Below are 26,535 nucleotides of genomic sequence, written 5' to 3'. Positions count from 1 at the left end.
TTTTACCATTTTTCCCACCCTATTTCTCACAGGTATTACCAGCACTTGCTATTTCCCACCATTTGTTGTAAGATAGTAATTAAGGTCAATTTAACACTATATTTTCTTTGCATATTATCAAGTATCAATCAGGAACACTTTGTACTCCTTATGGGTTTTTGATAATATGTGAACTTTTATTTTTCATTCAAATAAGGCCGATCATATTGTAATCTTTTTAAATTTTAGGAGGCATTACCATGACATTAACAGGTAAAGTAAAATGGTTTAACAGCGAAAAAGGTTTCGGTTTCATCGAAGTTGCAGACGGTAACGACGTATTCGTTCACTTCTCAGCTATCACTGGCGACGGCTTCAAGTCTCTTGACGAAGGTCAAGAAGTTAGCTTCGAAGTTGAAGACGGTAACCGTGGACCTCAAGCTAAAAACGTTGTAAAGCTATAATTCAAACAATAAAAAGGTTGTTACCAGCTCGGTTAACAACCTTTTTAATATATAACTAAAAATTTTTACATAAAAGGAGTGGTTACATGTATCGCAATCGAAAGAACGATGTAGCAGAAGTACCACCAGAACAAACCCCTGTCTGGGAATGTGAAGCAGAGGATTGTTTAGGATGGATGAGAAAGAACTTTTCATTTGAAGAAGAGCCTAAATGCCCTTTATGTAAAAGTAGCATGAAAAGCGGAGAACGTTTATTACCTAAGTTAGGTTAATTTTTATTTAACCCCTCTTTTATAAGAGGGGTTTTTTATTATAAATTTATATCCCCTACATCCGTTCGAACTATAGAATACAATAATGCATCATGTTGTTTATTTCCTTGATGAATATATCCACGCAATAGGCCTTCCTTTTGAAAACCAATTTTAGATAACATTTTACAAGAAGTAACATTTTCAGGGTATGTAATAGCACCAATTCTAAATAAGCCTAAATCACGAAATCCATAATGAATAATTTCTTGAGCCGCTTCTGATGCATAACCATTCCCCCAATATCGAGGGTGTAAGTCATATCCAATTTCAGATCGTTTACTCCATAGTTGTAAATTATTTAATCCAATTGTACCTATTAAAGTATTTGTTTCTTTTAACACAATCCCCCATCGTATTGCTTTTTTCTCGAAGTAATTTTTCGAAAAAGATTCAATCATACGTGAAGCTTGTCCAAACTCCGTAAAAGAATTCATACCGTAATAACATGTTACCTCATCCAATGAAAAGATTTCATATATTTTTTGACAATAAGATTGTTCTATTTCAACTAAACGCAAACGTTCTGTTTCTAATATAGGAAATACCATAGGATCGCTCCTTTCTTTCTACTCATTCATTATAGCAGAAAAAATATTAATAATTAGGAAAGTCCTCAATGTCCCATTAATCAAATATTTCAAGAGAAGCCTATCCTCTTAATTCAATACGAACTAAGAGTAACCCTTCTTGCATTTGCATGATTAGAAAAAATAAAGAGGTGATCAAAATACTATGATCATCTCTTTATTCTCTATTTTAAAAATTAATTGTATTATTTTCATTTCCAACACTCCGCTCGTAATCTTATAATTTCAATTCCATGCTCACTTTTCCCTTCTAAAACAACACCCTAATACATACATTTACGGTAAAATATAGTTAATGTATTACTTTATTGTGGAGGTGTAAATTTCCTATGTATATATTCATTGGCTTATCCCTTTTACTCATATTACTCATATTTTTATTCGCAAAAAAGTTCGCCCCAAACTCATTTATGATGACTAGTTTTAAAGGCAATAGCTTTAAAAGATTTTCAATCAGCATGTTAATCGCCGCCACCCTTTCACTTTCCTATGGAATCTATCACGCAACAACATATCAACCTAAACATTTAGAGATCACATTACAAAATCAAAACTTTACTGTTTTCGGTAATGTTGGAAAAATTGGATATTTCTCAGAAAAATTACTAAAAAAAGATACAACAGTTGAACTATATTTTGTCTCTTGGGAACCAATGCAATTAAATAATCCAGAAATAATAGTAGACTACCCTTCAGGTAAACAGGAAACATGGAAACCGAACATAACATTAATTCCTGCCAATAAATTAAAAGAGAAACACCGTATAAAAGAGCTTTATCAACTCTCATCATATTCATTTAAAGAGTCCGGGAATATAACATTAACGATTACTGAAAATAATACAACTAATAAAAAGGTCTCAATTCAAGTGAAATAAATAAAATGTCCCTCCAGCATAACCCAGGGACATTTTATTTATATATGTATGCTATTTTAATTTGACGGTTCATTTAATGTTGCAATTATTTCATTTGCAGTGTTCTTTCCATTTCCAATACACGCACCAATTCCGACACCGTAATAGGAAGCGCCAGCTAAGTATACATTAGGATAAAGATCAGTCATTTTTTCTTGTAATGTTTGAACCGCTTGATTATGTTCTAAATGATATTTCGGCATTAAATCTTTCCAATTTGTAACTTCAACTACTTCTGGTTCACCTTTAATTCTGAGACTCTTTTCAATATCATATAAAGCGACTCGTACTAATTCTTCTTCACTATAATTTTTAATCGTTTCATATACTGGATTGGTACTCTTATAAAACATTCTCACTAATAGCTTTTGTTTTCCAGATGTATGTTTCCACTTTCGGCTTGTCCATGTACAAGCGTCACAATGTAAATCACTGTTTTCCGTTACGATAAATCCTGTACCGTCCGCCGGTAATTGTTCATCTAGTATGTCAAATCCTAAGTAAATACTTATAAGAGATGAGTTTTTAAATGTATGAAACTGCTCGTTTAACTCATTAGACTGTAATAAAGTTTGGGCGATATCATGCGGAGTTGCTAAAACAACATAATCAGCTTGGATTGAATTGTGATTTGCAAAGGAAATTTCATAGCGATCACCTTGTTTACTTATAGCCGTCGTTACAGCACCTTTCTTGACAACCGTCTCAGGCAGCACTTCTTCTAAACGATCAATAATCGTAGATAGTCCATTTTTGAATGATACAAACTTTTTATTTCCTGCTGATTGAAATTGTTTTTTATTCTCTTCAAAACCTTTAATAATACTTCCATACTTATTTTTATACTCCAGTAAATACGGTAATGTAGATGCCATCGTAAGCTCATTCAATTTACCAGAATATACACCTGAAAGTACAGGTGCAATTTGTCTTTCCACTAACTCTTTCCCTAAGAAGCTTTCTAAAAATACAGCAAGTGATGTATCTTTCGTAAACTCTTTATTTTTCGTTATGTAATCTTTTAAAGCAACAATTTTTCCTTTCGTTGATACTAGCGTACTGCTAAACAACGATTCAACACTCATCGGTATCCCAAATATAGTGTCAGAAGGAATTGGACGTAAAGCATTATCAGAATATATGTAAGAAATACCCGTTTCGTTATATACCATTTCTTCTTCTAAATTTAATTCTTTTATTAGAGGCATAACATGCTCATTACGAGCAACGATAGAATCTGCTCCTGATTCCATAATAAAATCCTTTTCTTCTACACTATGGATTTTACCACCTAAGTACTTTTCTTTTTCTACAAGGATTAAATTTAAATCAATATTATTATCCTTTTTTAATTTTTCTAAATAAAACATAGTAGAAAGTCCCGTTATACCTCCACCAATAACAACAACTGTTTTCATATGTGCTGCGCTCCTAACCGATACAATTAATAATTCCTTTATTATTATACCCAAAAGTCCTTATATTCGACTAGCAGCTTGCGCATTCTGTAAGAAATTAGACAATATATTCGAATATATTCCCGGTTGATCATTATGCACTAAATGACCGGCAAAAGGAATAACAGCAATATGAATATTATCGTTTAATTGTTTGAACGTTGTAGCAGCTGTAACTTCATCTTCTGAATCTCCCCCACTAATACAAAGTGTAGGTACTTGAAGGCTAGCTACATCACCAGTTTCATCAAATGGGTACCAATCCTTAACTTGCCACGATTCAAGCAATGCTTTCCAATCACTTTTTTCATGAATTTGATTCATATAAATTACAACTTCTTCATTTTCCATCAATTGCTGATGGCACTTCGCTTCATACTCCTGAGACTCCTCCCAATTTTCTCTCTTAAGCGGAAAGATACCTGAAAAAGTTAATGTTCTCACCTTATCTGGATATTTTTTTGCAAATAATAAAGCAACTAATCCTCCTAGTGAAACACCAGCTATATGACATCTATCAATTTGTAAATGTACTAACGTATCATGTAAATCCTTTACAGAACGTAGGAAATAATTCTCCAATGTTCCTCCTGATTTTCCATGCCCTCTTAAATCAGGGCGAATGACTTGATAATTTTGTTCTCGAAAATATGCTGCCTGCTCTTCATATTCTACTAAACCTGTCATACCACCAGAATGCAAAAGCACGATTGGTTCCCCTTTTCCTAAAATGTGCGTATGTAATATCATTTATCCCCCTCCTTTGAAATTGAATTTTCTATTAATTATTAGTATATAGAATTTACTTCTAAATTTTCAAATAAAAAAAGAACTATAACATATTCACATCATGTCATAGCTCTTTCTATTTTAAAAACATAAAGTAATTAATCAATTTGTCTATTTCTTGGCTTAAAGCCAATACTTTTTCATGTTGAATTCCATAATCCGATACTAAATATAAAAGTTCTTCTTTCTTTATTTCAATTGCTTTTTCCAATTTCATTAATTCCATGTCGTTTTACTTCTCTCTCCAATACTAAAAATGTATGTATTTTAGTATAGCCTATTTACAGAATTAGTAAAAGTAAAATACGTATGTAAAATCTTACAAATATAAAAATAATATACTATCGACAAAGAATTTTTATATTTAGCCCTTTATACAGATCATTAGACTTCATTACATACTCATAACAAAACGGAATTTCTCTAATGTTATATCTTTATATTTTGGAGCCCTCTTAATATGATCAAAATAACTATATGAGAATTTAAAGACATGTCCGAAATCCCAATCAAATGCACTATAGTCTTTTAGCCAAAATTGATTTTCTGTTGGTAATATATAAGCACGTTTAGATTCGATTAAAGGTAAACAATCTATCGGTGAATGCAAATTTATTTCACTATTCGATGTAAGACTTTGACTAGCACGTAACACGTATACTAGTTTTAATAGGGGACGTATCGCTCGATGGAATATATCTCTATGCCCTAAGTCATACATAATATTAATCGCATGTGAAAAAGTAAGTAAATGACCAATTAAATCATGATGCGATTCCGCTCTATAAATAATATTAAATTGTGAAAGCTCCTTTAAAATAAACTTTGATACTTGTTTCGGATTTCTCAGTTTACTTTCCATCTCATTTTTTATACTTAATTGTTTTACTTCCTTTGTCGTAAAACCAATCCACGATCTACCAGGAATTGTTTTTTGAAACGATAATAGAAGATTAGCAATCCCTTCAATTGCTTGATTATCGCCCCATTTTTGTAACTCTTTCATAGCTAATAAACTTAATGCAGCATAAATGACATTATGCCCCACCCAATGAAGTTCATCAATTGTATGCTCCAATGATTTTATAATCATTTTTTCAGCACTTTGAAAATCAATTTCTTCTTTATTATCGATAATTTCACCTAAGTTTTGCTTATTCAGCATCATTTTTGTTTGAGAATACATACTACGAATTATTTCTTCTTCCATATTATTATCTTTCATGAAAAAATAACTAGCAATTGCAGCTGCTCCGAAATGCGCATGCCAAATATCATTTGTTTCTTTTTTACATTGAGAAATAATTGAAAGGCCACCTTTTAAAACAGTTTTATTTTCCATCTTTTTATCCCCCGTGATAAAAATCGCTTTATACTCATCCTAAAGATGGAGTCAATACGAATAAAATGTGATTCGATTCATCACTTTTATTCAAAAAACGATGCTTCACATTTGGTGGGATACGTACAACATCCCCTTCTTCTAAGAAATATTCTTTTCCTTCTAACTCCACATATACTTCTCCTTTCATGACAACAGCAATTTCTTCTTTATCTTCATGTGAATAGTGACTTTCCGTTGTGTTTGCTTGTTTATTTAAGTCCATCATTAACATTTCAATACGTGCTTTCATAAAATCAGGTGTTAATACATCGTATACTATGTGATCGCTATTTTCTCGATATACTTTCTTTCTATCTTTCTTCTTAGAAATGAGTGAATCTGTATCAATCTCATTAATAAACAGTGTAAATAGTGGGACATTTAATGCTTTCGCTATTAATTCCAATACACTTAACGAAGGATTCGCATGTCCCCTTTCAATTTGGCTAATTAGTGACGTACTAATCCCCGCATAATCAGCAAATTCACGAATTGTCATCTTATTTTTCTTACGATAACTTAATACAGTTTGTCCAAGCCTATCATGTATCATAGTAAACCCTTCCTTCGTCCATCATAATATATGTTTCATCGCTTTTGTACTAACTTACTAAACAAAGGCAAATAATCCTTTTCTATCGTCTCCGAGACTTATATACTTACCATTGTACATTATATCGTATTTATTTTATTATAATAAACAATTCATCGGAGGGACAAACTTTGAAATCACCTATTCTTTCATATTGCATCTTATTTTTCGGTGTATTCGCCTTATCAACTTCAGCGATTTTTGTAAAATTGGCCGATGCTCCTGCGGCTATCATTGCTTTTTATCGATTATTTTTTGCTGCATTAATTCTGTTACCGTTATTACTATTTAATAATAACAATCGATACGAACTAAAAACATTAACGAAAAAACAATGGAGATTCGGATTCATTTCTGGGCTATTTTTAGCTGCACATTATGTACTATGGTTTGAATCGTTACAATATACTTCTGTAGCAAGTTCCACAGTTATCGTAACATTACAACCTTTATTCTCAATGATTGGTGGTTATTTTTTATTCAAGGAGAAGTTTACAAAAGGAGCGGTTATTGGTTGCCTCATCGCTATTTCAGGAAGTATCGTCATTGGATGGCAAGACTTCCAAATTAGCGGAGAAGCTTTATACGGGGATATTTTAGCATTTATTGCGGCAGGAATTATTACCGGTTACTTTTTCATTAGTCAACATGTTCGTAAAGATTTATCACTTATACCGTATTCGGTAATTAGTTATGGAAGTAGTGCCTGTTTTCTTGGTATATTTGCTTACTTGCAACACGAATCTTTCATCCACTACTCTACACAAACTTGGATGTGCTTTATTGGATTAGCGTTTATTGCAACGATTTTAGGACAAACAATTTTTAATTGGTTATTAAAATGGATGAGTGCTACTGTAATCTCTATGAGCATTTTAGGAGAAACGATTGGAACTTGTATACTAGCGTACTTTATTTTAAGTGAGACCATTTCTTTGCAACAAGGACTAGGTATTACAGTTATTTTTATTGGTTTAGCATTATTTTTATTACAACCAAATTCAAATAAAAAAGCATGACATTATACTGTCATGCTTTTTCACTATTCATTATGTACAATTAAACCATCAGGTCTAAAACGACTCATCATAATTTCATTAATAAACTTTCCGTGAGCCTTCAAATTCCCTATCTTTACTCCCTCTACTACAAATCCGAATTTTTCATATAAAGTTTTCGCTTTAGGATTCGTTTCTAAAACACCAAGTTCCACTCGCTCTAACATTAACCAATTATCAGCCAAATCCAGCATTTTTGTAAGAAGTGCTTTCCCAATGCCTTTATTATGATATTCACTGTCTACGCCGATAAATAAATCACCTGAATGTGATCTTCTTCCTGGACTTTGTGTTAAACCAACAAAACCTACAACTTCTCCATCAAATTCTGCAACAAATTCAAATTGATTTGGTGCTAAATTTCGAATTCTATTTTCCATTGCATCTACACGCATGCTAGGTAAGAAAACCATATAAGGTAAAACATCATCTTGTATGCATATACGATGAATTGCTCTAGCATCTTTTATTTCTCCCGATCTAACTTTGATCCCCATTTTGTTCCCTCCATATAAATATACAATACATTATCTTCTAGAATTCTTTATAAAACCCCTTCTCCTGTGTATTTCTTTATGTTATTTTTACACAATTATTTCAATATAACATTCAATTTAAGAACAGCTTTATCTACCTAACTACTAACTAAAACTAAGTTAACTTTTTACTTTATTATATAACTCAAGTAGCTTTTCAATTTGAATCCCATTTATTTTCATACCGGTTATATCACAATTTTCTATTTCAATATTTTTCAAATTACTATTATGTATTGTACTACCTTCTAAATCACAATTATCAAATAAAATAGGTTCCTTCTCATCGCCAAGAATTGTATTTTTGAATTGCACTCCACCTAATGTCACCAAATTAAATTTACTACCAGAAAGATTTAAATCTGCATATGAAGAATTTCTAAAATTTATATTTCTAAACTTTGATTGACTTACATTACAATTACTCATATTCATATGCATTATATTACTACCAACAAATGCACTATTTTTCAAATTCACTTGATAATATTCTGTATTAACCAAATTACAGTTTTCGTATTGCCCTGTTTTCATATCTTTATTTTTAATTAGGTTCTCTTCAACTGAACCTACATGTATTCTTTTTACATAACAATACTCATCTTCAGATTTAAAAATTATTTCATAGCCCATTTTTTTATAAAAATGATGATTATTAATTTGTCTACTAGATGTTTCGAGATCCCAAATCTTTATGCTTTGATATTCCTCTTCTATTAATTTAATAACATGTGATCCAATTCCTTTTCCTTGATAAACAGGATCTACAAAAATACGATCAATTCGACCGTATGACTTACCAGAAATCGTAACTATAATTCCCCCGATTATTTTTTCATCCATTATCACTTTGTAAGAATCCAATTCTTCAATCGAATATTTCATCATTTCAACTGAAGAATATCCTGGAGGTTGAATGTTATAATCAATTATATCCCCTTGACCACATAACCATCGTTTTGCTTCTTCATCGAATGTTCTTCTCATTATTTCTGTTAAATTTTCAGCATCTAAAATTGTAGCTTTTTCTATAGATATTATTTTCATTTTATTTTCCCCTTCATCGTTACAAGATAATAATTTTTGCGAACGATATAGTTGTAAGATTAATAACTCTCTTTACTATTAAACTACAAATAAACCTATATTTTCCACTGTAACTTAGTATTCATGTATAAAAAAGAGACCATGTAATAAAAACATGTTCTCTTCTTTTATTCATTTTCAATTGTATATAATTAAAAATTAAATATTACTTAAGCCACTCTTTGCAACTATTACTTAACTCCTGTAAATCTTCTATAAATCGACTCGCATGATATCCATCACAAACCGAATGATGGAATTGTAATGAAACTGGTAGCATAAACTTATTTTCTTCATTAAAATATTTCCCACAAGTTATAATTGGTAATAGAAAATCAGCATCATTATTAATATTAAGATTAAATCCAGTAAAACTAGTCCAAGGTATGCTAGAAATCGGAAATACATTAGGCGGAATATTTTCTTTTGTGAAGAGACCATGAACACTAGCATAGCATCTCATATCTTCTTCATAATTTTTATAGAAAATGTGGAATTCACTAGAATAATCCGTCCATATACTTGAAAAAGACTTATCATCTTTATGAAAGATTGTATAACTCGGTATCATTTCCTCCCAATAGCCTAAAACTCCTTCATCGTTATAACATGTTCGAAATTCTTTATGATTATTTACTACTCGAGAAATTAAATATATAAAAACGGGATAAAATTTTATTCTCTTTTGATTTAATTTCTCTAATAACATCGTGATATCAATATTCACAGTCATACTAAACGTACATTTCAACTTTAAATAATGGTCAAAATACTGCTTTCTATTCCAATTTCCTCTATCAATTACATGAAACTTCATTTTAATAGCCTCCTAAAATTTTATTTTTATTTTAGAAGGCTAACTTTCTTGTTTTCACCATACTTGTTCACTCCTAACAGTTTACATTTCGCCCTAATTATTTATTTAATTATATAACATCTATAAGAATCAATTCACATATTTCTGGAAATCCATCCACATACTATAGATAAATCAAATGAAATTTGGAGGATTCATACATGAATAACAAAAATGTAAATAAAAAAGAAAATGTTATTAAAAACGCTACACCTATTCAAAATAATAATACTGCAAACCTTAATATCGAAGAACAAGCAATGAATGGCTTATATGGAATGCCCGAAACAACAATTGAAGATGCTGATCACGCTGAAACTGATGACTTTACTTCCAAAAATAACTAACTCACTTCCATAAAGAAAAAAGCCAAGGGAAATCCCCTCGGCTTTTCTATATTATGCATCCACTTTTTGTACTTCTTCTCTCTTTCTCGAAAGTTTCCCTGGCCAAAAAGCAAAGCGACCTAAAACAACTGTAATTGCCGGTACTAGTAATGGCCTAACAATAAACGTATCAAGTAATACTCCAATTGCTGTTACAATACCAAATTGAACGAGCACTTGAATTGGAAGTGTTCCTAACACTGCAAAAGTTCCTGCTAAAATTAAACCTGCTGAAGTAATGACACTACCTGTTTGTATTACACCATTTCTTACTGCATCCAAATGATTTTGTGTCTTTCTGTTTTTCCATATTTCAGAAACCATAAAGATATTATAATCTTCACCTAAAGCAACTAAAAATACAAATGCATATAACGGTATTGCACCTTGAATGGCCGGCGCTCCCATACCATAATGAAGTAATAGCCACCCTGCTCCTAATGCAGAGAAGAATGATAAGACAACAGTTACAATTAAATAAATCATCGCAACAATTGATCGCAAGTAAACAAGTAATAGTAAAGCTATGATACTAATCATTACTGGAATAATAACAGCTTCATCACGTTCCGTAATTTGCTTTGTATCATATAATGATGCCGTTTCTCCACCAATCCATAATTGATCTTTAGCATTACTAATCCCAGCATCTTTTAATACTTTTTCTACACTACTTTTCAATTTAGGAATTTGATCTAATGCTTCAATTGAGTATGGATTTTCTGCTAAAGAAACCTCATACATTTGTATTTGCTTATTTTCTTTACCTTCTTTTGACTCCTTCACTGTATTAACAAAAGAAAATTTCTCTAGTTCTTGTTTAATAGGAAGCTCTTTTCCTTTCGTATCAACAACAACTTTTACTGGCGCTAGTTCACCAGCTGAAAAATGATCACTAATTAACGTAAACCCTTCACGGGAAGGCATATCTTTTGGAAACGATTCTAATAGGTCATATGTGTATTGAATACGTGGTACAAATGAAGCCAATCCGCCTAATACAAACACAGTTAGCATAATTATTGTCCACGGTCTTCGGACTACAACATCACCAAGTTTTTTACTAAAGGCATCTTTTGATTTTTTAACCTTTACTACTTTCTTTTTCTTTCTTGCAAACTCCTCATTCATTGAAGTTGTTCTCGGTATAAACGGGAAGAACGCAACTCTGCCAAAGATTAATAAAAACGCAGGAAGAATTGTTAAAGCAGCGATTCCCATTATGAATACTGCAACACTAAATGGTACTGCAAATCGATGAAAGGCACCATAATGAGCAAGTAGTAATGTTCCTAATCCAAGTACTACCGTTAATGCACTCATTATAATTGCCCCACCAGATGCTTTAATCGCAAGTTGTAGCGCCTTATATTTACTTTCTTCCTCTAGTAAGTACTCTCTATATCTCGAAATTAAAAATAAACAATAGTCCGTTCCAGCACCAAATAATAAAACTGTCATAATTGAAATCGCTTGGGCATCTACTTTAATCCATCCGTGATCAGCTAAAAATCCAAGTGTAGGACTAATAATACCGTATGCAAAACCTACAACAAGTAAAGGTAAAATTGCTAAAATTGGTGAACGATAAAGTAAAATTAATAAGACTAATACTAGTAGTACAGTAGCAACTAATAACTTCACATCAGCTTGACTAAATAAGCTAACTGCATCCGCTTGAATACCTACTGGTCCAGATAACCGAACATGTAAACCCGAGTCACTAATTTTTCGTTTGAATGGATCCTCATCGATCTTACTATTCACTATGTTTCTTAAATCTTCAAGATTTCCTTTTAATATATCTGTTCCAGCTGTCTTATTAAAGAATACTGGTGTAACAAATGATGTACCATCTTTTGATGCACTTTTTGATAATGCTTGTTCCGGGATTGTATCAAATGGCGGTAATGTTGATTGTTCTTTTAAAGGACTGGTTTTTAATTCTTTATAAACGTCTTGTATGAGTTTATAATCCTTTGACTGTAATCCACCATCTCTATGCCATACTACTAACAACGGATTTCCTGCATTATTCGGAAACTCTTTTTTCATAAGTGCTTCCGCTTGCTGTGACATAGCTGTTTCAGGTAAATTTTTCGGATTCGGTTCTTTCGTACTATTTACTTGTGGTAACGTAAATGAAAGTAATAATGTAATAAGAATCCAAACCGATAAAGTTATCCATTGCGTATTCTTCCCTGCTACAAGCTTCCCTAACATATGTAACGGGTGCTTTTTCATAAAAACCCACCTTCCTTTTTTCCTCCACTATTAATTATATATACTGGTCGGTTAATTAATCAAGAATGATTAAAAATTATGTTATAATTATTTCAAGAATACATGTCAGGAGCGAATAGATTTGGAACAAAAACAACGTCCTCTCGGAAGGCCTCGTCAAAATAAAAATACAAAATCTACAAAAGAAACCATTTTAGAAGTTGCAACACGATTATTTCTTACTCAAAATTATCAAGTCGTTTCCATGGATGAGGTCGCAAAAGTTTGTGGTGTTACGAAAGCAACCGTCTACTATTACTTTTCAACAAAAGCCGATTTATTTACCGCTACTATGATCCAGATGATGGTGCGTATACGTGAGAATATGTCACAAATACTCTCTACAAACAATACTTTAGAAGAGAGATTATTAAACTTTGCTAAAGTCTACTTACATGCCACAATGGATATCGATATGAAAAATTTTATGAAAGATGCAAAACTATCTTTATCTGAAGAACAATTGAAGGAATTAAAAAATGCTGAAGATAGCATGTATGAAGTGTTAGAAAAAGTACTCGATAAAGCGATGGAACTTGGAGAAATCCCTAAAGGAAACGCTAAATTTGCTGCTCATGCTTTCGTATCTTTATTATCAATTGGGAATTTTAAAGATGAAAATCACAATCATATTCTTGCAAATATAGATGAATTAGCACAAGAAATCGTTACTTTCTATTGGAACGGGTTAGGTCATTCATATTAAATAGATTTCCTTTAATAAAAGAGTATGTTTGAATTTTTTTCAAACATACTCTTTTATAATTTATTTTTATACTAGTAATTAGATTATACTTCCACACAGTTAGCAATCTCCATAAATTTATTCTCCTTTCTAATACCGCTATCTTTTAATATGTTTTGTCATCCCAATCGAGAATGCTTCAAATCCGATAGTTTCATAGTAAGATTGCAATGTTTCTACACACATAAGTTGAGGAATGACCTTGTTTTGTTCACAGTGCCGGATTAATCGTTCTACTATTTCTTTTCCAATTCCAATGGACTGATACTCTGGTAATACACATACCCCGCAAATAACACCAGTTATTACACCATCTGATATAATACGCCCCATCCCTATTAATTGTTGCTCTTTAAAAGCATATATTGCATACCAACTTTGTTTACACATTTGTTCTAATTCGTTAACCGTTAATTGAAGAGAATTCCATCCTAAAGATTCATATACAGTTAATAATCCATTGAAATTTGTTGGGTGTTTAATTGTGTAATTTATACTATTATTCATGTAAATACTCCTTATTTTCTCGTTTGTTTTTATTTCATAAAATTATCTTTACTATGAAATTAATTTATACAAACTTCCATAAGAACAATATTATTCCTTCTCAACTTAAAATAAAAAGAAGTTAACCTATCCTCAGTTAACTTCTTTTATATAAATCCATCATTATATTATTAACCAAAAATCATACAGCTACAGACGATCAGGACAAACAAAACTAATAAACTATTTGAGAAATAACCCATAGAATACTACCCCTTTATTTCATTATGTTAAAGATTTTACCATAAAATTATTTACAACATAATAACTGAAAAAGACATTGTATTCATTAGTTAAATATACTAGGTAATATTTAATTTTAATCATACCCTACTTTATAGGCACTTCTCCTACTACGATAGTGCACATAACTTCAAAATAATAAGCGCTATATAAAAGATCACAATTTATCTATGGCTTCTTTACTTATTTTTCAACTATGCTAATTGTTAACTGACGATTTCCTCAAATAAATGTAACATCTTCACAAAAAGAGCATTCACTACTACTTCTCTAATCATTTACAACTCTCCCTGTAATTTATTTAAGCTCTATCCTTATTTATATTAATATCTTTCTTATTCGAAAATAGATTTTTAAAAATTCCTACTCCTACAATTAATAGAGTAATTCCAATTAATTTATTTATTTGCAAGGGAACCCTCTCTATTCCAAATAATCCAAATGTATCAATACATAGAGCAACAACTAATTGAGTAATAAGGCTAATTAGCACCGTATACGCTGGACCTAAACTCTTTATTGCACCCATTATACAAATAATTAATCCGATGCCAAACAATCCACTTACATAAAACAAATAATTTGTAGTATACACTTTAATGCTAATACTGTTTTCTGTAATGATATAAAATAGAATAGAACTTATGAAACCTATTCCAAGAACACATGCAGTTGTTAACCACTGCCCTATGTTTTCATTTACTTTCGTATTAAAAACAGATTGTAAGCTAATTAATACTCCAGCTAATATAGCTAAACTAAATCCAATCATATTCCCTCTCCTCTTTTCATTGCTCATATATATTATTTTTAGCAACTTCCTTCATTCTAAATAAATCTTTAATTACAATAACTCCATTTTTCTTTTCAATTAATTTTTCTTTATAAAATTTTTGTAACACCCGAATGACGTGCCTATAACTTACTCCTATAAAGTCCGCAATACTTGATACCGAAGTTGCATCCAAATCGTCTCTATACATATTCCCGTTACTATCTGTTGAAATTGAAAGCAAATAACTAGCTACACGTACTTCTACTGGATAAAGTAAATTAAGAGCTGTAAAACGAGTCGATATTTTTAATGTGTTCGCAATGTTTTCAAGTAAGAAATTCATTAATTTAGGATTTTGTAATAACTTATTTCTAATAACCGTATGAGAAATGGAGATTGCTACAACTTTTGAACAAGCTTCAACGGCATTATGCGCTTTGCTATTTTGTATGAATTCAATATCACCAACAACCGCCAATGGATTGATAAAACGAAGGATCAGTTTTTTTCCTTCTGGTGTAATCGTATAAACTTTTACTTTACCTTTAACAACAAAGTATAAACGATCCATTTCATCATCTATATTACAAATAAGCTCGCCTTTTTCAAAATGATTTAATTGAAAATAAGCTGTATCTATTTCTGAAAAAAACTCGAGCTTTTTATTGGTTTTCAAATAATGAATAATTAAATCTGATCTATTCTCCACTTTCATTTCCTCCTTTCATTTACATATTAAATACAACGATTCCTAACATCATTACTATTGTTCCCACAATATGATATCTCTCCATCTGTATCTTTTTTATTTGAAATAATCCTTTCAGCTCAATAAAAGTTGCTGTTAACAATTGCGCAACCATAAGTGTTCCAGCTGTTAATGTAACTCCCATTGCATGTATCGCTATTGTTTCTGCACAAATAATTAACCCACCAAGTGCACCAGCTACTAAATATATTTTTTTCACATCCTTCAAATCCGCTATTTTCTCTTCTTTCTTTAACAAAAATATTGTTGTTGCAATAATGAATCCAATTAAATGCGTAATAATACTTGTCGACCATATACCAATATGTGAACTAAGTTTCGCATTAAATGTGCCTTGAAGTGTAATAAATACGCCAGCAAATACAGCAAATACAATGCCTTTCAAAAAATCATCTCCTAATCTTCTATTTCTGACTTAATTAAAAGCTATAATCCTATATAAGCAAAAGGACAAATGTCACATCAGTATGAAAATAACTACAAATGACCATCAAAAAACACACCTCAAAATATTTGAGGTGTGTTTTTTGATTAATATATATAATTTTAATAATTATAATTACGCTACATTAACAGATTTATTCTTCAAAACAAACTTTCCAAATAAAAAACGCACAAGCGGACCCATAATAATTAATTGCAATGGATACGCCATAATGAAGTTTTTAATAAAAATCGAGAAATACATTGAAACGAATGATTCACTATGTAACCCATTATGCAAATACATCATAGCCATTCCGTAAAAAGACATAAAGAAAACCATTCCAATAACCATAGCTGTCGCCATCGCAATAATAATATTTACTTTTTTCGATTTATCAAACGGTAACATGAATACAAGTTTTTTCGCACAAGGTCCAACAATACATATTTCAATTAATAATGCAATAATGAATCCAATTATTAGTTCTAATGCGATCTCCTTAATATGAATTGGTCCCCCTGCTCCATTCAGTAATACATTATAAAACGTCATTACAATAACCATCCCAAGGCACATCATCATACCAAATTGGAGGTTTTCCTTTCTTGTTGTTGGCAATTTCTATCATCCTTTCTGTTTAAGTCTTTGTCATTATATCGATTATGGAAACCTCTTCGTAAGTGAACATTTTGTGAACAATTTTAAACCGCTTTCATATATTTCTACTCTAATTCTCACTTTTACTTATAAAGGTTATATATATCGCGATGTTGAATTACTAAATTTAACATTGCATTACATTATTACTAGGAGGATAACCATGAATGAAGCAGAATTTTACGCATATCACATCGTAACAAGGAGAAAAATGAATATCGGACAAATCATTCATTTTAACAAAAATCAACATAATACTCTATATCACTTCTTTTTTGAAAAAGAACAATTAAATGCTAGTGGTGAAGATGGCATGAAAATTATAAATAATCACTATAAAAATGAAGAATTGCATATAAATAATGAAAATGCTCAAGTCGTTATGAATTATATAGATCAAACAATTAGAGCAGTTAGGGAAACGATTGTAGAAATGGTTAGGTTGCAAGAATATCCTAATTATCCTTCAAGACTATCTTGTTTATATGCTGCTAAAAGCTATGATGATGCGTTGAAATGGAAAGCATTGTTTGATTCTTACAATCGAGAAGTGTTGCAGATTGTTAAACTACGAGTAATTGGAAATCATTTCGAAGGTGACGGAAACCTTTTACCGAAAGAAGATGGCATTCCTTTTTCTCAAAAAATTGAACAAGCTAGAGAGTATTGGAAAGGAAATAGCAAAAGCGAATTACCTGAGCTATTGATTAATGGGAAAATTGAAGTAGTGGAAATTAACAATGATTTTTCCAAAGTTAAATATTAGAGAATGGAGATTACAATGATGAAAAAAGTGTACTTCAATCATGATGGCGGTGTAGATGATTTAGTTTCACTGTTTTTATTACTCCAGATGGATAATGTCGACCTTACAGGTGTTTCAGTTATCCCTGCAGATTGCTATTTAGAACCAGCAGTGTCGGCAAGTCGAAAAATTATTGATCGCTTCGGCAAAGGTAATATTGAAGTAGCAGCGTCTAATTCTCGTGGAAAAAATCCATTTCCAAAAGACTGGCGGATGCATGCATTTTATGTAGATGCTTTACCCATTTTAAATGAGTCTGGAAAAGTTGTAACACCCGTAGCAGCAAAACCTGCGCATCATCATTTAATTGAGGCTCTTCTACAAACTGAAGAGAAAACAACTTTATTATTTACAGGTCCTCTTACCGATTTAGCCCGTGCACTATATGAAGCACCTATAATCGAAAATAAAATTAAACGTTTAGTTTGGATGGGTGGTACATTTCGTACTGCAGGCAATGTACATGAACCTGAACATGATGGAACAGCCGAATGGAATTCGTTTTGGGACCCTGAAGCAGTAGCTCGCGTATGGGAAGCAAATATAGAAATCGACTTAGTAACTCTAGAAAGTACAAACCAAGTTCCCCTAACTGTAGACATACGTGAACAGTGGGCAAAAGATCGAAAGTATATCGGTATTGATTTCCTTGGTCAATGTTATGCAATTGTTCCCCCTCTTGTTCACTTTCCAAAGAACTCTACCTACTATTTGTGGGATGTATTAACTGCTGCATTTGTTGGGAAAGCTGATCTAGCAAAAGTACAAACGATTAATAGTATTGTTTATACATACGGACCTAGCCAAGGACGTACAGTGGAAACAGCTGATGGCCGACCAGTTAATGTAGTATATGATGTAAACCACAATGGTTTTTTCGACTATATAACTGGGTTAGCAAAAAAAGCCTCTACTTAAAAGCCTATCTATACGAAAAATAAAAAAATGATATAACTTCAAATGATGGGCCAGTAAAAAATTAGAAATTGGTTGGAACTTATTGTTAAAAAAGAGCATTGAATTAACTTTCAATACTCTTTTTGTACAGTTTCATGCTATTTGATAAAAATTGTGTTTTACAGTTTACTCAGTTCATAACCATTTACAAAAAACGTTATTGTTTCTAACTCATCTTCATTTAATTCTCTATCTAGCTCTTGTTTATACGCTTTCTTTATCTTCTCTTCATCGCCTTTATGAGCTTCTGTATAAGCTCCTATTGTTTTTAGCAAATGAATTTCTTGTAAAAATTTAGCCCGATCTATTGCTTCCCCATGAGAAAGAATATAAGTTTCAGCATCGAATTTCTCTAATTCCTCTATTAATTTAAAAGTTCTTTTCGTCGTATAGTTCCACTTCGAAGAAAAAATATCTGCATATATACAGTCTCCTAAAAACAATATCTTTTCTTCTTTTATATACATAACAACTGAATCATGTGCATGATCTCCCCCCACATGTTTTAATACGCATGTCACTTCACCAAGATCTAATTCAAGTTGATTCTGAAACGTTAAGGTCGGAGGAATAATTTTAATATTTCTCGCTTTCTTGCTAAACTCTTTTTTTATGCAATCCGCACAAAATTCAATTTCAGTACCTTCTTTTACGCGTGCGTCCAATGCTTCATCTGTCCATTCATAAGATACTAGTGACTGCATTTCTTTTTTCGTTTCAGTATGCGCAATAGTTAATGCATTCTGTAGTACAGATAATCCAAAAATATGATCCCAGTGCCAATGCGTTAGTGCTACAAAATCAGGATTCGATACATTTTGTTCTTTTAACATTTCTAAAAACAATTGTGCATGTTCTTCTGAATTCCCTGCATCAATCATTAACGTTTTTTCTTGTCCAACGACCATTCCCAATATAGGTCTATCTGTTTCAGAAACTGGTGTCATATGCCAAAACGAGTTTCCTATTTTTTTATTTGCTGCATAATTAGTTCCTCCATTTACTGCTATTCTCTTCAATTTATACTACTTGTAAATTTCTAGCATCTAACATACTAACTATTTCACTTTATTCATATACTGTTCTTGTACACGCTGCATTAAATCTCTCATCTTCTTTTCAGAAGGGTGCTCTTGGTTCTCTGGTACCTCTCTACCATTAGCTGAAAATTCTTGAGAACATGATTTATGAGTTACCTCTAAGTTTACAAGTGGGTATTCCCAAGAATCTTCAGTTCTACTTCCAGTTGAAGCAAGGCGTATACAGCTAGAATCAAGCTTCGTACGCTTCCCTTCTTTATTTACTGTGTAATATAAATCATTTACTGTACCATATTTCATATCTTTTGTAGCTGTAATAGCAGTACCGTCAGCTGAGAAAATGACAACACTAAATCCATCTTCTTCCTGTAACGTCTCCGCACCAGGTACGTTATATAGTACAATTAAATCACCTTCGTATCCTTCAGGAATTACGTATATTGTATCTGTCGTTTCTTTACCAAAACTGGTACATCCACTTAAAAATAACGTTAATATGATTCCGAAACAAAATGTACTTCTCTTTAAAACGTAGTAACCTCTTTTATCCATTTAAATACGCATCCCAATCATAATCTTCAATCTTATAGAATCTACCTTTATCATTTCTTTCATATGCACATAACGGTGGTTCCTCGAGAAATTTCAAAATAGAATCATCTATATTCAATATGACTCCAATTGAAATAATTTGAAAGTTTTTAGGATCATTTACATAGTCATCACTTTCATAGCCACTTAATATTGACCAACCCGAATCACCATCTTCTCTTGAATCCTCTTTAAGCATAAAGTTAAATTCTCTTTTTTCAAGTACATCATTACTAACAATTACCTTCGTATCAAAATAAAAATCCCAATCTTTTGAAGCTGGATCATGATATTCCGTATCACATATATTTTCGATTCCAAATGAAATGTTATCACCTATTTTTAAATCTAATCGATATGGTTCATTGCTCAGTTCCCCTTCAAACTTCTTCTCATTTCTTTCAGTGATTTCTACCCACATTCTTTCATCATTAAACCCATCTTCTTCCCCATTTTTAGTTACAAAAATTAACTTTACCAAATCTCCAATCTTTAATTTCTCCAACACTTCTGAGCTAGGAAGGTAAAATGTATATGGTGCTCCTTTATTTAATTCATAAACATTATCTAAGTACCAAGACATATTTTTCTCTCCTCAAAAACTTTTTACACTCATATTTTTTAAATAACACTATTTTTTCTTCCGGCAAACTACTACCATTGAATAACAATCTTCCCCTAACTCATTTCCTTCCCAATCATTATATATATGTAATAATTCAAAACCATTCGCTACTAATAATCTTTCTAACTCCTGCGGATACGTATAGCGAAGATCTATCGTTGTTTTCAGTTCCTCTACTAGTACATCGTCCTCATAAAACCTTCTTGTTGTTATGTAGTGCTGTATTTGCTGAATTGAATCATATGTCATTTCAGTATATAGATTATATTTTCTTCCCTTTTCATCACTAACAGTTGTCCAATATTCTTCTGTAGATGGTTGTATTAATTCTTCTTTTGAAGGAAAACGTGTATCGAATATAAATATACCATTTTCAGCTAATACGTGATGAATAAATGTTAATAACTGATTTTGATCTATATTCGTGAGAAAATGCTGGAACCCGTGTCCTACCATAAATGCTAACGGAATCGTTTCTTCAATCTTCAATTGTAAGCAGTCTTGTTGTAGCCATTTGACCTTCTTACAATCCGTAGATTTTTTCTTTGCTTCAGCAAGCATGCCTTCATGTATATCTACACCAATCATTTGATATCCGTTTTCTATAAATGGAATTGTAACCCTTCCTGTCCCGCAGGCAATATCTAAAATCCATTCATTTTGTATACTTAGTTTTTTCGCCCATGATAGTAAGAACGGAAAATCTGACAAACTTTTATTTTCTACATCATATCGTTTTGGATTTTCATATTCAGATAGACTCCATTTTGTTTGCAAACTTATTCCCCATTTCATATTTCCACTTAAATTCAATATATAAATTACAACGAATTGTTAGTTTTTTCTCTATAATCAAACACAATTACTTGGACTAATCTAACTTCCCTTTTCGTAAGCTAAAAACAAGTGAAAGAATCGGAGTGTGATACTGTGGAACGATTATGGATTCCAATGATTGTTACGTTTTTTTCATTTGGCGGATTACTATTAGGCGGTGCGATTGGCATTGCTACGCGCCAGTTAATTGAAGAAAAGATGCATCGTTTATACGCATTATGTGGGGGGATTTTACTTGGGCTTTTATCCCTTGAAATTATTCCTGAAACATTTTCAAGCTATGAAATAATTGGGCCTATACTTGGTATAGCTATCGGTATTTTAGTTATGAGCTTATTAGATAACTATTGTCATCATCCAATGATACATAAAAAAGATCAACAAGCTTGGCAAACTTTCCTTTTTCTCTCTCTCGCTATATTTATTCATAATTTGCCGAGTGGATTTGCTTTAGGTACTGCTTTTATTAATCATGCTGACTCTGCCATACCTTTTTTAATAGCAATCGTCGTTCACCATATTCCTGAAGGATTAGCATTAATTATCCCCTTTCTCTTTACAAAGCATAAATATATTTCCTTTTTATTAACAACTTTATTACTTTCCCTTATTCTCGGTACTGGGACGGTTTTTGGCATTTTGATGGAAGGAAAAGCTCTACATTTACAAGGGCTTATTATGGGAAGTGCTATCGGTTCACTTGGCTATGTAACAATTCATGAAATGCTTTGGAAAGCTAAGAAACAGCTCTCCTTCCTTTCATTTCTAACATGGGCAACTTGTGGATTTTTACTAATAACAGTATTTACACTATTCACTGGTCATCATTAAAGCTAAAAATATTATCAATTGTATATTTTTCCTTTTTCTCCAAAACATAATGTTATCTACCTATTATAAGGAGGAAAAATTATGTTTGGGAAAACAGCCGGTGAAGCATTAGTTGATTTATTAATTGACTGGGGAGTAGAACATATATACGGTATGCCTGGTGATTCCATCAATTCTATCATTGAAGCCTTAAGAAAAAAACAAGATAAGATCAAATTTATTCAAGTCCGCCATGAAGAAGCTGGAGCACTTGCAGCAGCTGCCTATGCTAAGTTAACTGGAAAACTCGGCGTTTGTATGGCAATTGCAGGACCTGGAGCTATTCATTTATTAAACGGTTTATATGATGCGAAACTCGATAAGGCTCCTGTGCTAGCAATTTCAGGTCAAGTAGAAACTGATTTACTCGGAACGGATTTTTTCCAAGAAGTAAACTTGGAAAGAATGTTCGATGATGTCGCGGTTTATAACCAGCGCATTATGTCAGCAGAACAACTACCTGCTGTCGTGAATCAAGCAATTCGAATGGCTTATACGAAAAAAGGTGTATCTGTTCTTACGATTCCAGATGATGTTCCAAAATTTGAAGCGAAAAATGGTGCTCGTGTTACAAACACTTCTTTTACTTTACCTGAGTTATTTCCGCAAAATAATGATTTAGATGCAGCAAAACTCGCAATAAATGAAGCGACAAAACCTGTTATTTTAGCTGGAAAAGGGGCAAAACATGCGAGAGAATCTTTACTTGCATTTGCAGAACATATTGGTGCTCCAATCGTACTTACATTACCAGCTAAAGGCGTTATTCCTGATGAACACCCTCTTTGTATTGGTGGATTAGGATTAATCGGAACGAAACCATCTTATGAAGCAATGAAACATGCAGATACTTTAATTATGGTTGGTACTTCTTATCCGTTTACCGGTTTCTTGCCTGAAAAAGCAAAAACAATTCATATTGATACAGATCCTGCCCAAATCGGGAAACGTTATGCAACAGATATCGGCTTAGCTGGTGATGCTGATAAAACATTAAGATGGTTAATTGAAAATGTTAAAAAACACACAGACCATTCCTTCTTAGAAGATCATCAAGAAATGATGAAAAAATGGGAAGATAAATTACACAATCAAGAAGACGATTCCTCTACTCCAATTAAACCACAACGCGTTATGCATGCACTGCAACAAGTAGCTCATGATGATGCAATATTATCAGTCGATGTCGGAAATGTAACAGTATGGACTGCAAGGCACTTCCGTATGACAAACCAGCAATTTATCATTTCTAGCTGGCTCGCAACTCTTGGCTGCGGTTTACCTGGTGCACTTGCTGGAAAAATTGCTTTCCCGGATAAACAAGTATTTGCAGTTTGTGGTGACGGTGGTTTTGGAATGACAATGAACGACTTTGTAACAGCTGTTAAATATAGACTGCCCATCGTGGTCATCGTATTAAATAATAATAAGATTGCCATGATTAAATTCGAACAAGAAGTTATGGGTAATATCGAATTCGGAACAGACCTAACGAACCCTGATTTCGCAAAATACGCAGAGGCGTGCGGCGGTATCGGATACCGTGTTGAACATATAGATGAATTACTCCCAGCTTTTGAAAACGCGGTAAAACAAAATAAACCTTGTATTATCGATGTAGTTGTAGATGCAAACGAAGCACCAATGCCAGCAAAAATCACATTTGGTCAAGCAGCTGGTTATACGAAACATATGATAAAAGAATTATTTGAAGAAGGTAAAATTGATTTACCTCCACTATAAACAAAAAAGATAGCTGAAAACAATTTGTCTTCAGCTATCTTTCTTTATTTTTGTATCTCTCTATAGAAAGAAAAATCATTCACAGTAGATGGTACTTTTTTCTCTTCCTTCATTTCTGTATCCTTACTCTTAGGTATTCTTACATTGCCTAGTTTAATCGCATCTTGCATGCTATTACTGATTAGATTCCCTGACAAGATCGTCATACTATAGAAAGCGATTGGTATAAGTACTATCCATGTGTGTGTAGTTAATTGCCGTAAACTTAGCCCTTTACCCTTGGCAAACAAACTATAATCTTTCTCTAATTCTTCTTTAAACCGTAATAACAAAAGTTTAATAAACAATAATGTTGTTGGTATTGTAAGACATATAATCGGTAACAAACGTATCCTTTCTTCCCCTAATCCAGCCAGTTTGACTGGCATAAATCCTGTTTTTTGAAACATAATTACGACAAGAAGCTGTGACAATAAAATAAGTAATATATCCGGTATACTCTCAAGCGTGAGAAAAACCCCATTCCATATTCTTTGCTTCCTATGAGAACGCTGCAATACCCAAACGACAAGTACATACGCTATAAACAAAGATAGTAAAAACGCTGACAAAAATACGATCATCGTTTCAATATAATGAATCCATATTTGTGGAAATAATTTTCTTGAGTCTCGAAACCCATATGTTATTTCCCCTGGTTGAAGTAACTTCTCTCCAAGAGATACAATTGTGTTCCAGAAACCGAGTAAATCAATTTGCAATCCCTTAAATAAACGCGGTAGCGCACCTAGGCAGTATACATAAGATTGTAGCTAATTGTTGTAAACAAGTAATCCCACACCACTTAACAGTTCGCATCAACATAACTATTTCCCCTCACCATGAAATAGAATATTCTGAAATAAATAGATGTATTATATCTCTTCAGCTATCCCTTGCACTCGCTTCTTCCCACTAGGTAAAATGGCTTGATATAAACACGTAACAAAAAATAATAAACCAAATAAAATGATATACAATGTATCTGCATCAATCCATTTCGGAAATAACATTGCTACCGAACCGAGAGATAACAGCTGGAATCCTGTCGTTAATGGACTAAGTAAACTTTGAACGCGCCCCATAAATGACTCTGCTACAATTTCATACATCCAGCCCATTATTGCAACATTAATAAATGGTAAAAAGAAAGTCGCAAAAGCGATACATACATAAAAAGACCATACGTGATTTACAAAGTAACACATACCAAAGAAGATCCCTGAGCCCGCCATTCCAAATACAATAATAGGTTTTGGTGCATATTTCTTACCTATACTTGTTGCTACTATACTTCCTATTAGTAATGAAATCCCTCCAACTACACCGCCTATCATTGCTAAACTTTCATACGTTACTGGAGCAAGTTTGTATTTTAATATGTAAGTAGTGGATACACTTAAAATGCCATTTAATAGCCCAAATACGATAAATCCTAGTAGTAATTTTTTTAAAGTTTCATTTTGGTATATATACTTAATCCCATCTTGAAACTCTGTTATTAACATCTTCAAATTGACTTCTTTCCATTTTGTTCTACCATTTGGTAAACGAACTTTTTCTGGAATGGAGATTGTTTGAATCAAAATACCACTCATAATAAAGGTGAGCGTATTTACTAAAATGCTCCCGTAAATTCCAAAAGTCCAGTACACCATCGTTGCAATACCTACTCCAAACAAAGCATACAAACTATTTACCATTTGATTCATACCTGCTGCTGCACCAAATTGGTCTGATTCAACTACTCCCTGTATCATCGACTGTTCTGATGGAGAGAAAAATTGTATACATGCATTTTCTAAAAATAAAAATAGAAAGACGAGTATAATCATCCCGTAATAAAGCGAAATTAGGATTCCTATATTACAGATTGAACAACATATGTTACTTACCGTACAAATACGTTGTCTATCAAAACGGTCCACTACTGTCCCTACTAAGAGAAAAAAGATTAATGCAGGTAATGCAATCATAATTTGTGTCATCGTTGCGTAAACTGGTTGTTTTCCGTATTGATCTAATAAATAAAACATTAAAGAAATTCCAGCAATCATAGAACCAAGTCGTTCTAAAATATTTGCTAGAAAAAAACGCGCATACACTTTGTTGCGAAATAACTGTAGCATTTCTTTCATAACTCGTATCCTTTCTCTCGACAAAATAGTATTACTTTAG

General features: G+C 32.3%; 30 protein-coding genes and 1 pseudogene. 10 read left to right on the top strand and 21 right to left on the bottom strand.

What is annotated here, in order from left to right; genetic code table 11:
• Positions 1 to 239 precede the first annotated feature (239 nt).
• Positions 240 to 443, top strand: coding sequence for a cold-shock protein CspD (gene cspD / locus ACQVV1_RS01070; RefSeq protein WP_000176365.1), 204 nt, complete (start codon positions 240 to 242; stop codon positions 441 to 443).
• Between the two features lie 86 nt (positions 444 to 529).
• On the top strand, positions 530 to 715 hold the full coding sequence (locus ACQVV1_RS01065; RefSeq protein WP_000286198.1) for a cold-shock protein: 186 nt from the start codon (positions 530 to 532) through the stop codon (positions 713 to 715).
• A 38-nt stretch (positions 716 to 753) separates the two neighbouring features.
• On the opposite strand, the gene ACQVV1_RS01060 is transcribed toward ACQVV1_RS01065, so the two are convergent.
• Positions 754 to 1,305, bottom strand: a complete 552-nt coding sequence (locus tag ACQVV1_RS01060; protein WP_242253161.1) for a GNAT family N-acetyltransferase — start codon at positions 1,303 to 1,305, stop codon at positions 754 to 756.
• 368 nt (positions 1,306 to 1,673) lie between these two features.
• On the opposite strand from ACQVV1_RS01060, the gene ACQVV1_RS01055 reads away from it, so the two are divergent.
• Positions 1,674 to 2,222: a hypothetical protein gene (locus tag ACQVV1_RS01055; RefSeq protein ID WP_431168460.1), complete on the top strand. Its 549-nt coding sequence runs from the start codon at positions 1,674 to 1,676 to the stop codon at positions 2,220 to 2,222.
• Positions 2,223 to 2,278: 56 nt separating this feature from the next.
• Here the strand turns inward: ACQVV1_RS01055 and ACQVV1_RS01050 are convergent, their stop codons facing one another.
• The 5 genes from ACQVV1_RS01050 to ACQVV1_RS01030 all read right to left on the bottom strand — a co-directional run bounded on the left by ACQVV1_RS01050 (position 2,279) and on the right by ACQVV1_RS01030 (position 6,444).
• The gene (locus ACQVV1_RS01050) at positions 2,279 to 3,679 is read right to left on the bottom strand and encodes a protoporphyrinogen oxidase (RefSeq protein WP_242253159.1); all 1,401 of its coding nucleotides are present in this window, start codon (positions 3,677 to 3,679) and stop codon (positions 2,279 to 2,281) included.
• Between the two features lie 60 nt (positions 3,680 to 3,739).
• Positions 3,740 to 4,468: an alpha/beta fold hydrolase gene (locus tag ACQVV1_RS01045; RefSeq protein ID WP_431168459.1), complete on the bottom strand. Its 729-nt coding sequence runs from the start codon at positions 4,466 to 4,468 to the stop codon at positions 3,740 to 3,742.
• A 115-nt stretch (positions 4,469 to 4,583) separates the two neighbouring features.
• Positions 4,584 to 4,733: an aspartyl-phosphate phosphatase Spo0E family protein gene (locus tag ACQVV1_RS01040; protein WP_063225024.1), complete on the bottom strand. Its 150-nt coding sequence runs from the start codon at positions 4,731 to 4,733 to the stop codon at positions 4,584 to 4,586.
• Between the two features lie 168 nt (positions 4,734 to 4,901).
• Positions 4,902 to 5,849, bottom strand: a complete 948-nt coding sequence (locus tag ACQVV1_RS01035; protein WP_431168458.1) for a hypothetical protein — start codon at positions 5,847 to 5,849, stop codon at positions 4,902 to 4,904.
• A gap of 34 nt (positions 5,850 to 5,883) precedes the next feature.
• A complete protein-coding gene (locus ACQVV1_RS01030; RefSeq protein WP_242253156.1) occupies positions 5,884 to 6,444 on the bottom strand; it encodes a helix-turn-helix domain-containing protein in 561 nt (186 codons plus the stop codon).
• Between the two features lie 170 nt (positions 6,445 to 6,614).
• On the opposite strand from ACQVV1_RS01030, the gene ACQVV1_RS01025 reads away from it, so the two are divergent.
• A complete protein-coding gene (locus ACQVV1_RS01025) occupies positions 6,615 to 7,502 on the top strand; it encodes a DMT family transporter (RefSeq protein ID WP_309260154.1) in 888 nt (295 codons plus the stop codon).
• Between the two features lie 23 nt (positions 7,503 to 7,525).
• Here the strand turns inward: ACQVV1_RS01025 and ACQVV1_RS01020 are convergent, their stop codons facing one another.
• From ACQVV1_RS01020 to catA, 3 genes are all read right to left on the bottom strand, one after another.
• The gene (locus tag ACQVV1_RS01020) at positions 7,526 to 8,038 is read right to left on the bottom strand and encodes a GNAT family N-acetyltransferase (protein ID WP_431168457.1); all 513 of its coding nucleotides are present in this window, start codon (positions 8,036 to 8,038) and stop codon (positions 7,526 to 7,528) included.
• A 159-nt stretch (positions 8,039 to 8,197) separates the two neighbouring features.
• A complete protein-coding gene (locus ACQVV1_RS01015) occupies positions 8,198 to 9,124 on the bottom strand; it encodes a GNAT family N-acetyltransferase (RefSeq protein ID WP_431168456.1) in 927 nt (308 codons plus the stop codon).
• Between the two features lie 205 nt (positions 9,125 to 9,329).
• Positions 9,330 to 9,980 carry a type A chloramphenicol O-acetyltransferase gene (catA, locus tag ACQVV1_RS01010; RefSeq protein WP_431168455.1) on the bottom strand — a complete coding sequence of 217 codons (651 nt, stop codon included), beginning with the start codon at positions 9,978 to 9,980 and terminating at the stop codon, positions 9,330 to 9,332.
• A gap of 200 nt (positions 9,981 to 10,180) precedes the next feature.
• Between catA and ACQVV1_RS01005 the strand changes: the two genes are divergently transcribed.
• Entirely contained in the window at positions 10,181 to 10,366 is a 186-nt protein-coding gene (locus tag ACQVV1_RS01005) for a DUF4021 domain-containing protein (RefSeq protein ID WP_431168454.1), read from the top strand.
• Positions 10,367 to 10,417: 51 nt separating this feature from the next.
• Here the strand turns inward: ACQVV1_RS01005 and ACQVV1_RS01000 are convergent, their stop codons facing one another.
• Complete coding sequence (locus tag ACQVV1_RS01000; RefSeq protein ID WP_431168453.1) at positions 10,418 to 12,649, bottom strand: MMPL family transporter; 2,232 nt, start codon at positions 12,647 to 12,649, stop codon at positions 10,418 to 10,420.
• A gap of 121 nt (positions 12,650 to 12,770) precedes the next feature.
• On the opposite strand from ACQVV1_RS01000, the gene ACQVV1_RS00995 reads away from it, so the two are divergent.
• Positions 12,771 to 13,394, top strand: a complete 624-nt coding sequence (locus ACQVV1_RS00995) for a TetR/AcrR family transcriptional regulator (protein ID WP_431168452.1) — start codon at positions 12,771 to 12,773, stop codon at positions 13,392 to 13,394.
• 138 nt (positions 13,395 to 13,532) lie between these two features.
• On the opposite strand, the gene ACQVV1_RS00990 is transcribed toward ACQVV1_RS00995, so the two are convergent.
• The 5 genes from ACQVV1_RS00990 to ACQVV1_RS00970 all read right to left on the bottom strand — a co-directional run bounded on the left by ACQVV1_RS00990 (position 13,533) and on the right by ACQVV1_RS00970 (position 16,811).
• Positions 13,533 to 13,940: a GNAT family N-acetyltransferase gene (locus ACQVV1_RS00990; RefSeq protein WP_431168451.1), complete on the bottom strand. Its 408-nt coding sequence runs from the start codon at positions 13,938 to 13,940 to the stop codon at positions 13,533 to 13,535.
• Between the two features lie 583 nt (positions 13,941 to 14,523).
• Entirely contained in the window at positions 14,524 to 14,994 is a 471-nt protein-coding gene (locus ACQVV1_RS00985; RefSeq protein ID WP_431168450.1) for a DMT family transporter, read from the bottom strand.
• A gap of 16 nt (positions 14,995 to 15,010) precedes the next feature.
• Positions 15,011 to 15,706 (bottom strand): Crp/Fnr family transcriptional regulator, encoded by a 696-nt coding sequence (locus ACQVV1_RS00980; RefSeq protein WP_431168449.1) that lies wholly within the window; start codon positions 15,704 to 15,706, stop codon positions 15,011 to 15,013.
• A gap of 19 nt (positions 15,707 to 15,725) precedes the next feature.
• On the bottom strand, positions 15,726 to 16,151 hold the full coding sequence (locus tag ACQVV1_RS00975) for a DMT family transporter (RefSeq protein WP_242253141.1): 426 nt from the start codon (positions 16,149 to 16,151) through the stop codon (positions 15,726 to 15,728).
• A 174-nt stretch (positions 16,152 to 16,325) separates the two neighbouring features.
• Positions 16,326 to 16,811 carry a DUF2798 domain-containing protein gene (locus ACQVV1_RS00970; protein WP_431168448.1) on the bottom strand — a complete coding sequence of 162 codons (486 nt, stop codon included), beginning with the start codon at positions 16,809 to 16,811 and terminating at the stop codon, positions 16,326 to 16,328.
• Between the two features lie 202 nt (positions 16,812 to 17,013).
• Here ACQVV1_RS00970 and ACQVV1_RS00965 point away from each other — a divergent pair, with 202 nt between their 5' ends.
• Together ACQVV1_RS00965 and ACQVV1_RS00960 are read left to right on the top strand one after the other, a co-directional pair.
• Entirely contained in the window at positions 17,014 to 17,616 is a 603-nt protein-coding gene (locus ACQVV1_RS00965) for a DUF2441 domain-containing protein (protein WP_098557422.1), read from the top strand.
• Between the two features lie 15 nt (positions 17,617 to 17,631).
• Positions 17,632 to 18,573, top strand: coding sequence for a nucleoside hydrolase (locus tag ACQVV1_RS00960; RefSeq protein ID WP_242253547.1), 942 nt, complete (start codon positions 17,632 to 17,634; stop codon positions 18,571 to 18,573).
• Positions 18,574 to 18,731: 158 nt separating this feature from the next.
• On the opposite strand, the gene ACQVV1_RS00955 is transcribed toward ACQVV1_RS00960, so the two are convergent.
• The 4 genes from ACQVV1_RS00955 to ACQVV1_RS00940 all read right to left on the bottom strand — a co-directional run bounded on the left by ACQVV1_RS00955 (position 18,732) and on the right by ACQVV1_RS00940 (position 21,663).
• Positions 18,732 to 19,559: an MBL fold metallo-hydrolase gene (locus tag ACQVV1_RS00955; RefSeq protein WP_431168619.1), complete on the bottom strand. Its 828-nt coding sequence runs from the start codon at positions 19,557 to 19,559 to the stop codon at positions 18,732 to 18,734.
• 111 nt (positions 19,560 to 19,670) lie between these two features.
• Complete coding sequence (locus tag ACQVV1_RS00950; RefSeq protein WP_242253137.1) at positions 19,671 to 20,204, bottom strand: DUF6843 domain-containing protein; 534 nt, start codon at positions 20,202 to 20,204, stop codon at positions 19,671 to 19,673.
• Positions 20,197 to 20,826, bottom strand: coding sequence for an immunity protein Imm33 domain-containing protein (locus ACQVV1_RS00945; protein WP_242253136.1), 630 nt, complete (start codon positions 20,824 to 20,826; stop codon positions 20,197 to 20,199). Before ACQVV1_RS00945 ends, ACQVV1_RS00950 begins: the two co-directional genes overlap by 8 nt.
• A 48-nt stretch (positions 20,827 to 20,874) precedes the next feature.
• Positions 20,875 to 21,663 (bottom strand): class I SAM-dependent methyltransferase, encoded by a 789-nt coding sequence (locus tag ACQVV1_RS00940; RefSeq protein WP_242253135.1) that lies wholly within the window; start codon positions 21,661 to 21,663, stop codon positions 20,875 to 20,877.
• Positions 21,664 to 21,798: 135 nt separating this feature from the next.
• Here ACQVV1_RS00940 and ACQVV1_RS00935 point away from each other — a divergent pair, with 135 nt between their 5' ends.
• Together ACQVV1_RS00935 and ACQVV1_RS00930 are read left to right on the top strand one after the other, a co-directional pair.
• Positions 21,799 to 22,536, top strand: coding sequence for a ZIP family metal transporter (locus ACQVV1_RS00935; protein WP_431168447.1), 738 nt, complete (start codon positions 21,799 to 21,801; stop codon positions 22,534 to 22,536).
• 81 nt (positions 22,537 to 22,617) lie between these two features.
• On the top strand, positions 22,618 to 24,318 hold the full coding sequence (locus ACQVV1_RS00930; protein ID WP_431168446.1) for a pyruvate oxidase: 1,701 nt from the start codon (positions 22,618 to 22,620) through the stop codon (positions 24,316 to 24,318).
• 44 nt (positions 24,319 to 24,362) lie between these two features.
• Here ACQVV1_RS00930 and ACQVV1_RS00925 read toward each other — a convergent pair.
• Together ACQVV1_RS00925 and ACQVV1_RS00920 are read right to left on the bottom strand one after the other, a co-directional pair.
• Positions 24,363 to 25,182 (bottom strand): annotated as a pseudogene (locus ACQVV1_RS00925) (ABC transporter permease subunit).
• 50 nt (positions 25,183 to 25,232) lie between these two features.
• The gene (locus ACQVV1_RS00920; protein ID WP_431168618.1) at positions 25,233 to 26,504 is read right to left on the bottom strand and encodes an MFS transporter; all 1,272 of its coding nucleotides are present in this window, start codon (positions 26,502 to 26,504) and stop codon (positions 25,233 to 25,235) included.
• Positions 26,505 to 26,535 lie beyond the last annotated feature (31 nt).

The sequence above is a fragment of the Bacillus basilensis genome, assembly GCF_050630465.1.
Taxonomy (GTDB): Bacteria; Bacillota; Bacilli; order Bacillales; family Bacillaceae_G; genus Bacillus_A; species Bacillus_A basilensis.
This window is presented reverse-complemented; position numbering and strand designations above follow the sequence as displayed.